Annotated in this window: 6 protein-coding genes and 4 pseudogenes; 3 read left to right on the forward strand and 7 right to left on the reverse strand. The window is 55.9% G+C overall.

The genetic code is table 11. The features are described 5' to 3' along the window. Positions 1–202, forward strand: a pseudogene (locus CLV89_RS22815) (hypothetical protein); the annotation flags it as partial. Here CLV89_RS22815 and CLV89_RS21575 read toward each other — a convergent pair. After that, complete coding sequence (locus CLV89_RS21575) at positions 199–921, reverse strand: alpha/beta fold hydrolase (protein WP_165798186.1); 723 nt, start codon at positions 919–921, stop codon at positions 199–201. The pseudogene CLV89_RS22815 and the gene CLV89_RS21575 sit on opposite strands and share 4 nt — an antisense overlap. A 235-nt stretch (positions 922–1156) precedes the next feature. On the opposite strand from CLV89_RS21575, the gene CLV89_RS21580 reads away from it, so the two are divergent. After that, positions 1157–1789 carry a tyrosine-type recombinase/integrase gene (locus tag CLV89_RS21580; protein ID WP_106165658.1) on the forward strand — a complete coding sequence of 211 codons (633 nt, stop codon included), beginning with the start codon at positions 1157–1159 and terminating at the stop codon, positions 1787–1789. Between the two features lie 603 nt (positions 1790–2392). Here the strand turns inward: CLV89_RS21580 and CLV89_RS21585 are convergent. The 3 genes and pseudogenes from CLV89_RS21585 to CLV89_RS21590 form a co-directional block, all read right to left on the reverse strand. Beyond that, positions 2393–2509: pseudogene (locus tag CLV89_RS21585) on the reverse strand (transposase); the annotation flags it as partial. A 124-nt stretch (positions 2510–2633) separates the two neighbouring features. After that, a complete protein-coding gene (locus tag CLV89_RS23175) occupies positions 2634–2768 on the reverse strand; it encodes a hypothetical protein (protein ID WP_279327917.1) in 135 nt (44 codons plus the stop codon). Positions 2769–3030: 262 nt separating this feature from the next. Further along, a complete protein-coding gene (locus tag CLV89_RS21590; protein WP_106165659.1) occupies positions 3031–4959 on the reverse strand; it encodes a serine hydrolase in 1929 nt (642 codons plus the stop codon). A gap of 230 nt (positions 4960–5189) precedes the next feature. Between CLV89_RS21590 and CLV89_RS21595 the strand changes: the two genes are divergently transcribed. Continuing rightward, entirely contained in the window at positions 5190–6422 is a 1233-nt protein-coding gene (locus CLV89_RS21595) for a helix-turn-helix transcriptional regulator (RefSeq protein WP_165798187.1), read from the forward strand. Positions 6423–6707: 285 nt separating this feature from the next. Here the strand turns inward: CLV89_RS21595 and CLV89_RS23290 are convergent. From CLV89_RS23290 to CLV89_RS21605, 3 genes and pseudogenes are all read right to left on the reverse strand, one after another. Continuing rightward, a pseudogene (locus CLV89_RS23290) lies at positions 6708–7260 on the reverse strand (transposase); the annotation flags it as partial. Positions 7261–7425: 165 nt separating this feature from the next. After that, positions 7426–7602 carry a hypothetical protein gene (locus CLV89_RS23295; protein ID WP_417818706.1) on the reverse strand — a complete coding sequence of 59 codons (177 nt, stop codon included), beginning with the start codon at positions 7600–7602 and terminating at the stop codon, positions 7426–7428. A 211-nt stretch (positions 7603–7813) separates the two neighbouring features. After that, positions 7814–8227, reverse strand: a pseudogene (locus CLV89_RS21605) (DUF4143 domain-containing protein); the annotation flags it as partial. Between the last annotated feature and the right edge of the window lie 96 nt (positions 8228–8323).

Raw genomic sequence — 8323 nt, forward strand, 5'->3', positions numbered from 1 at the left:
GTCAAAACCGCGCAAACAGGCCGGACACATGGCTGCTTCTGACAAATGCACAATTCTGATCAAATATGTCTTGCTATGCAGGAGCCATCCACACAAGACATTCGCTGCAAGACAGAAGACAGGGCGTCAGAAAATTCGCAGTCGTGGGACAAAAAAGCCGTTGGCCGCGTTTGCTCCAATTACCGGTTCAATCTGTGCCTAACTGAGAAATGAGAGTACGGATGCATTGAAAAAATCCGGCGCATCACGGTTGGCAATGTGGCTGGCTGCAGGAATGACCAAAAATTCGCTCTTTGAAATTGCGTTAGCCATCTTCCGAGCTCGCTTATGTGTTTTTCTATTTAGAGCCCCAACCATGATCAGCGTTTTCGCAGTAATGTTGGGAAGGCGTTCGCGTCCATCATATTGGGAAGCTGCGTGCATTACAGTGTAGTTGTTCTTTGCTGTCATCTTGGCAATCGCGTCCTGAACGTATTTGCCTGCATCCTGCGATTTTGCGCCCATCGCACTTGCTGGAAGTGCCGTGAATAGTGAGGGTGGTAAAACTTTGAAGAGCAACATCGCCCAACCTGCTAATTCTTTCCCAAAAGCGCCTTCGAACACAGTCGCAACAGATTCAACCGTCACCAAATGCGAAACTTCGTCAGGCCAGCGCCCTGCCATTTCAATAGCGACCATGCCCCCCAGAGACAGCCCGACAATTGCATACTGCGCGATACCTTTCTCTTGCAGCACGGCCCGCACGACATCAGCCATTCCTTCGACGCTTTGGACGGGAGCGCTCCTCCCATGGCCCGGGAGGTTGGGCGCAATCACGTGATACTGCTTGGAGAACAGATCTATCTGTGGCTTCCATAGCGCGGCGTCAACGCCTGCACCATGTAGCAGCACCAGTACAGGCCCGTCACCCTGCTCGAACACTTCAAGCCCGCATCGCAAAACAGTTCCCTTTCCGGCAGATTACTTCATGCCTACTGACCGCTCCAGCAGTGACTTTCAAGGCTACATTCCGAAAGCAGACACTCATGCCGTGAACAGCATTAAGTAATTCGGGCTCGTTCCGGACGTCGAAGGCGGCGCAGCATTCTGTGATATGCTGGCCTAGTCAACGTCGGGTTGTCGTTTTGGGAGGGCATGGCGGATCGGAGGATCAGTCATGGAAACACCAAACTTACCTGCCGTTCGCGCGCTTCGCCCTGCCTGGAACAAGGGCCGCATAGTTGGTCAGAAACGCCCGCTCAAACCGAAGCATGTCTGGGCGATCCGAGTGAGGCTTGAGCTCGCGGAGAACCATCGCGATCTGGCGCTATTCAATATGGCAATCGACAGCAAACTCCGAAGCTGCGACCTGGTCAAGATGAAGGTCGTAGACGTGATGGCTTCGAGTCAAATTAAAGAGCGCGCGTCCGTTCTGCAAAGCAAAACCCAGAAACCGGTACGCTTCGAGATTTCGGAAGGTACCCGCGCTTCGGTAGAGAAGTGGATGAAAGACGAGCTGATGGTTGGATCCGAGTATCTTTGGCCCGGCCGCTTCCACGAGCGGTTGCACATCTCAACACGCCAGTATGCGCGGATCGTCCGGGATTGGGTCACATCGATCGGACTGGAGGCAAGCGCCTATGGGACCCATTCGATGCGACGGACCAAAGTTACTCAGATATACAAGAAGACGGGCAATCTATGCGCTGCGCAGCTCCTTCTAGGCCACACCAAGATGGACAGTACGGTCAGATACCTCGGCGTCGAACTTGAGGACGCCCTGGCCATAGCCGAAGCCATTGAAATCTAACAACTGCGGGTCGCCTTCACTGGCGGCCCAGAGCTGCCCTTGGGTGGCACCCTAAGATGCTGCGGCAGCAACCCGATTTCCGGACATTCGCTGCAAACCCGAAAATGGATCATTGACCAAACGGTCCTTTGTTGCCCTCCGATCACTAAATTTGATGCTGCGAATGCGGTCTACCAAGCCGACATTCACTGCGCCTGTGGCATTTTGCAACGGACAGCTTTAGGTTACCAAGACGAGCGCTTGCTTTCGAGGCGACGTTATGGAGACTGAACAATAACCTGGGAGAGCATTGAAAGCGATGAAGTCTGTCATTGTGTTGGCCCGCGCATTGGGAGCTTTTACGCCAGCTCTAATTGGTGTCACCATAGGTATTGATGTGCCCCCATCGAGTGGTCCAATTTGAATGTTAATGCATCGTCGGTCTTTGGTCTATCGGGACGATGCTTTTGGGCGCTGGGGGACGACCATTTGTTGAGGCTCACCACGCGGAATTCCCATTTGGGCGCACCATCGAAGGGTGACGCCGGATAGATGTTTGCAACCTGGGACCTGGCGGTGGAACAGATCAGCGAAAATCTTGCAAAGGGAGAGACATCCATAGATGTAAAACGTGCCATCGCTGATGCCGTGCTTCCGGCAGAGCTCTTTGGCGCCCATCCCGGCTTGGTGCTCCTTCAGGACCCCAATGATCTGCTCTTCGCTGAAACGGCTCTTCCGCATCGTCTGTCTTCTCGTTTGGAGAACAGGCTAACTTCAAACCGCGGACTTTTCAGGGCAGCAGGTCATGTCATATCCTCCCAAGTCACGGCAAGTGTGTCGGCACGGACCGCAAGGTCGTGGATCGTCATAGTATATCCAGTTCGTTTTGATGGCTTTTAGAGTTGATCGCAAAAATCAACAGCAGGGCGGCGGCCACCACTCCTGCGTCTTGCCAAATGGTGCACCCATCGCGCGCCACTCCAGCACCAAACTTGAACATACTGTCATCATGAAAACGACCGTAAGCTGCTGGAGAATATACGGCAAGCCGACTATCACGGCATTCGCACATTGGAGTGCTGCTGAGCGGCGAAGCGGACAATCAAGGAGGAAACCCGAGGTTGACAAGATAGTGTATCACGAAATGACGCAGTGAATCTAAGATCAGGAAAGCGCCTCAGGCCGGTGCCGAAGCGCCGGCCTGACAACTAGAACCGATCACGGAGGTTAGCGTCGGGCCTACTCTCGAGTAGCGTCGGACTTTAGAATATGAAGTCAGACTGCGTGATATCGCCGGTCACAATTAGCATATTGTTATCGCCATATTCAATTACTGTCTGGGCACAGCCGCCAATGATCTCGATATCTGCATGTTGCAACCCGGTCTGAGAAAAATCCAGCTGATCAACGCCACTTTGGAAATCGACGATAACATCGCAACCCGCGTCAGAAGCAAACACGAAATGATCCGCCCCAGCCCCTCCGCTCAGCATGTCATTGCCTGTGCCGCCCTCAATCGTATCGTCACCGCGCCCGCCGTTCAGCCAGTCGCGCCCTGACCCGCCATCCAGAACGTCATTGCCCTGCCCTCCACGCAGGAAATCGCGGCCGTCACCGCCATCCAGAGCGTCATCGCCCTGCCCGCCACGCAGATTATCGCGACCGTCACCGCCACTCAGCATGTCATTGCCAGAACCGCCGATTAGATGGTCCCGCCCAGCCCCACCCTCTAATTGATCATCGCCATCGCGGCCGCGCAACCGGTCGTTGCCATCGCCGCCGCGTAACACATCATTGCCGTGCCCGCCCGATAAGCGATCGTTACCATCAAGGCCCAATAGCTGATTGTCGGCATTTGCCGCATCGCGTGCGTCGTTCATCACATCAAAGCTGTCGCGCCCGTCTTCACCCAACCAAAGGATCGAGCCATCGTCAAAGTTGAATCGCCCGCCATCCAGCGCGTCCAGGCCACCCTCAAACGTCAGCGTCGCCTGACCCAAAGCAAAGTCTGTCTGGGCCTCCCCATCAACGCCGACACCTTCGGTTAGGTCAATCTCAGCGGCGGTGCCGGTGATGTCAAAGCTGTCGGCATGAGGGTCAAAACTGGCCCAGGCGCTATCGTTGAAGATCGTTTCGAAAGCTGACAGCGCCAGGCTTTCTGGCGATGTGTCGGAATGCGTGGCCACAACCGTTACGATCGTGCCGCTTTCTACATGCAGATAGGTTGAGGTATTGGTGCCCAACGTTCCGCCGTCAAAGCCAATGAACTGTTGGCCGTAGATCGTATTTAGGCTTAACCCCAGACCAAAGGAAAAGGCCGATTCAGTCGCAGGGTCCGCTGCAATTTCGGTGAAGTTGGTCATCTCTGCCAATTGCGCCTCTGGCAGCAGGGTCTTTGATACCAACAGGGCATCCATGAACCGGATCATATCTCCAGTTGAGGACACAGCCCCACCTTCAGCGCCAAGATCAATAGGAATGCCTGTGACATCAAGGGTCTCTCCGTCCAGTGGGTTTTGGGCGTAGCTGTGCAGCAAATCCCCCATTACGCCTGCGCTCTTCATCGAGGTACTGGTCATGCCCGCTGGCTCAAAGACGCGGGTCTGCATTTCTTCGGCCAGCGTATTGCCCGACACGGCTTCGATCGCCTGGCCTAACAGCAAGAAGTTGGTGTTGGAGTATTCATATTCCGTACCGGGAGCTGAGGTTGCGGGCTGCCCCTTGGCGATATCCAGCAAACCCTTAGGGCCAAGTGGCGCACTCGGGTCGCTGAGTATCTGCTCGATCAACACGGGCAGGCCGCTATCGCCCACTACCTCATCGTAATCGGGGATACCGCTTGTGTTTGACAGAAGCTGACGCAACGTGACTTGGTCGGCATTGGCAATGCCGTCCAATGCCGCTGCAGGCAGGTAATCTGACAGCGAGCTGTCCAGATCCATCTTGCCTTCGGCCACCATTTGCAGCACCACGACAGAGGTCATCATCTTGGTCTGGGACCCGACCTCATAGACCTGACCGGCCTCGGCGGGGGTTTGAGTTTCAAGGTCGGACACGCCATAGCTGTCTTGTACGGAAACACCGTCCCGCCAGGCTTCGATCAGGATCGCAGGTGCCGGTTCGGCAGTTGAATAGTCCTGCAAGGCTTGCTGTATGGGTGCCAGCAGCGCGCTGAGGTTAAAGGTTGACATGATTGTCTCCACTGGTTGTCGGGAATGGAACTTCGGTTGATCCGCCGAGGTTGGTTCCGTCCGTTTCTAACCGCGCGCGCTGCGCAATGTGCCTTTCCAAGTGTTCAGGGACAGCCGATCTGTCCGCGCCGTCATGGTCGGACAGATCCTGCTGCTCAGGGCTTGAGATTGCACGTGTGCTCATTACACCGTCTATAGCCAATCAAGCCCGCTCCCAAAGGATCCTCCGGATGACGCTCGCAGAAATACTAAACGCTTTATCCGCACCGCTCTCCTTGGGCATTGCACTGTTTGCGGCGCATGTCTTGTTGCTGCGCCGTGACAATCGGTGCATATATGTACCGTTGGCGCTGTTCTTTATAGCGCAGGGTGTGCTGGAGCTGCACAGACTTCTGTTTTTGGGCGCATTAATGTGGAAGCTGTCGACGGATCTGTCGGATCTTGCGCCTGCACTGCACGGCCCGATGCGCTTACTGACGGCGCTGACCTTTCCCGCACTCCTAGCCCTGGCGCCACTGTTCTGGCTCTACGTTGATGCGCTGACGCGCGAGACCCGCGCGTCATGGCGTCATTGGCCCCTGCATTTCGCCCCGGCGCTTTTTGCAGGTGTTGTGGCGCTACCCTACCTGCTGCTGCCCATGGATGTGCTGGACGATGCGCCGATCTCTCCAGAGGCCACCTTTGCGGGCCTTGCATTGGCCGTGAGCTATGCCTTGCTGGCACTTACCGTGTTTTTCCACCTGCAGATTGCAGGCTATGTTGTGGCGACATTGTACCGGCTTTTCACCTATCGCAGCCGATTGAAGGATCTGTTCGCCAGTACTGACACCATAGAGCTGCGCTGGATCAATGCATTGGCGTTGAGCATGGGGCTATATTGGCTGGTGACGACGTTGGGATTGGCAGCCACGCTGCTGGGTAAACAGGTCCTGAACACCAATACTGCTGGAACATTGAGTGGGGTTGCCGCGCTATGGTGTACCGCCCTATGGGGGATCCGGCAAAAACCCGGATTTTCGCACGAGGTTTCACCCGTTCAGCAGACGGGACCTGATAAAGACCGACTGAAAATGGGCAAATACACCCGCTCGGCGCTAACGGATGAACACGCGCGCCGGATTGCTGAAAAGATAAGCCTAGCAATGCAGCGCGACCAATTGTACCGCGACCCAAACCTATCGCTTTGGGATCTGGCCAAGCATATCAGCACCAGCTCAAACTATGTGTCGCAAACACTCAATGAAACCATAGGCGAGACGTTCTTTGACTATGTGAACAGATGGCGGATCAAAGATGCGGTGCGCGAGATAGAACAAACCGATCAGACGATCATGACCATTGCTTATGACGTCGGCTTCAACTCCCGCTCATCGTTTTACAAGGCCTTCAAGCGCGAGGTCGGCGGTATGCCGACCGCGCTGCCTCGCCCCAAAAATCGTGTAACTAAAGCGTCTCCAGTTTGATCTAAACATTCTTTTTCGCCTCTTCGTCGATGCGTCAGCCTCGATACCCAATCTCCCCCCAAAAGCGATGCGGCGCTCCTTTGAAGCTGCTCCGCAATGCGAGCCTTGGCGCTGCAAGATAGCCGCGCCGCATGCAAACGTCGGGTCTCAATAGACAGGGGAACGATTCCATTGCGGCTCGAATGTCGGGAATCGGGGATCAATTACTTAGCAGCACCGCCAATCACGCGAACGACGACTTTGGGCCGAATCCGTTGCTTGAGTTGGGCGCGAGCGCCGTTCCTGTCAAGCTTTTTGCTGTTGCCGCGGGGCGGGAAGGATCTTGGCCAGTTTGCGGAGGTTCCGGGCGGTGGCGGCGAGGAGAAATTCGTCGTTCGCCCCGCACCGACCACGTAATCGGAGCCTGTTCAGGCCAAGGATCAGTTTGAGGTGAGCGAAGAGCATCTCGACCTTCTTCTTCAGATTCATCTGAGATCGCGTGTTGCTCGGTCTTGGCAATATCACGAGCAACCTGCCGGGCGTCTTCATGTTCCTCGCGGGTAATCTTGCGCGCGTCGGCGTTTGGGCAGCATCTCGCCTTGGATGGGCTGGCTTTGCAGACCTCTTTGAGGCGAACCGGAACGGAGAAGCAATTGCGGGTGGCAGAATAGATGGACACGAAGAGTTGCAGCCCATCGGGTGAGCGAGAGCCCTGCATCACGGGCTCTCGCTTTCGTACCGGCAAATGGCTGTTCTCGGCGCGGTTATTGAGCCCTTTGTGGGACCAGTGATCAAGACCGGGGGCAACACCCCGCTTCGCTGCGCCGTAGGAGCGAAGCTTGTTGGTGATGATCCATCCGGGCACGAAACCTCAGCGTTTCACCAGCCTGACCTAGAGCCGCTTTGCCGCGTGCTTGGCCCGCCGGTGCTGAAGGATTTCATCCAAAACGACACCGTCCCAATCAACGGCAGGCCGGGGCCAGAATGGTCGACCCGCGATCTTCACCAGGACTTCATCCAGATGTCAGATATCGCCGGGGCGGGCCTGTCGGCAGCGTAAGTTGCGCGCAATCAGCGGCCCGAACATGCGGGTCCAACGGCGGACCTTTTCGTAGGAAACGTCGATGCCTCTTTCCAGCATCTTCTCCTCGACCTCGCGCAGGAAGCGCTGGCGTTTGTAGCTGATCGAGGGTTGGGTCATGCGCTTCAATTACGCTGATGTCGGCACACCGACAGCCGACGCCGAGTTTATATGACAACACCCCCATACGGCATAAGCTACGACTTCCCGGGGAAACGGCAGCCCTTCAGGCGCGGCATCTCAGCTTGTATCCTCATGACAAGATGCTAGCTGCGCCAAGGTGCGGCAACAAGATGGCAATGCCCGTCGACGCATTGTTCCTCGACGAGTTTCATGAGCGTCCCCACAGCCATGACAGCGGGGCTGCGAACATGTTTTCGCCGAAGGGGACGACCTTATCGTGATCGTAGAGAACCATCCCTTGGACGAACTTTTTGCCGCAGGCGTCCGCCAGTTTGCGCATTCCGGAAAAATCAGCTGCCGAAACGGTGGCGGACGACTTTACCTCGATACCGACGATTTCACCGCGGCGGTTCTCCAATACGATGTCGACCTCGTTCCTGGCCTCGTCACGGAAGTGCGAGAACGTGCACCGCTGTTCACTCCAGATCGCTATCTTCCCCAGTTCGCTGAACACGAAGGTCTCCAGGATCGCACCGAAGCTCGTTTTGTCCTTGCGGACAACGTCCGGCGAAACATCCCTCATAGCGGCGAGGAGACCTGCATGGCTCTGTCGCATCTTTCGTGCAGATGATGTATTGACTTGGCCGTTTTGTCGATGAGGTTGAGCCGATGGTTTCGTTCAAAGGTGCGCAGTTCCCGCGGGATGTGATCCTGCACG

This window comes from Tritonibacter scottomollicae (assembly GCF_003003215.1).
GTDB classification, from domain to species: domain Bacteria; phylum Pseudomonadota; class Alphaproteobacteria; order Rhodobacterales; family Rhodobacteraceae; genus Epibacterium; species Epibacterium scottomollicae.

What these genes read in the sequence shown, in the direction of transcription:
- CLV89_RS21580 (WP_106165658.1), top strand. Translation starts at nt 1,157, where the DNA reads ATGGAAACACCAAACTTACCTGCCGTTCGCGCGCTTCGCCCTGCCTGG.
- CLV89_RS23175 (WP_279327917.1), bottom strand. Translation starts at nt 2,768, where the DNA reads ATGTTCAAGTTTGGTGCTGGAGTGGCGCGCGATGGGTGCACCATTTGG.
- CLV89_RS21590 (WP_106165659.1), bottom strand. Translation starts at nt 4,959, where the DNA reads ATGTCAACCTTTAACCTCAGCGCGCTGCTGGCACCCATACAGCAAGCC.
- CLV89_RS21595 (WP_165798187.1), top strand. Translation starts at nt 5,190, where the DNA reads ATGACGCTCGCAGAAATACTAAACGCTTTATCCGCACCGCTCTCCTTG.
- CLV89_RS23295 (WP_417818706.1), bottom strand. Translation starts at nt 7,602, where the DNA reads ATGACCCAACCCTCGATCAGCTACAAACGCCAGCGCTTCCTGCGCGAG.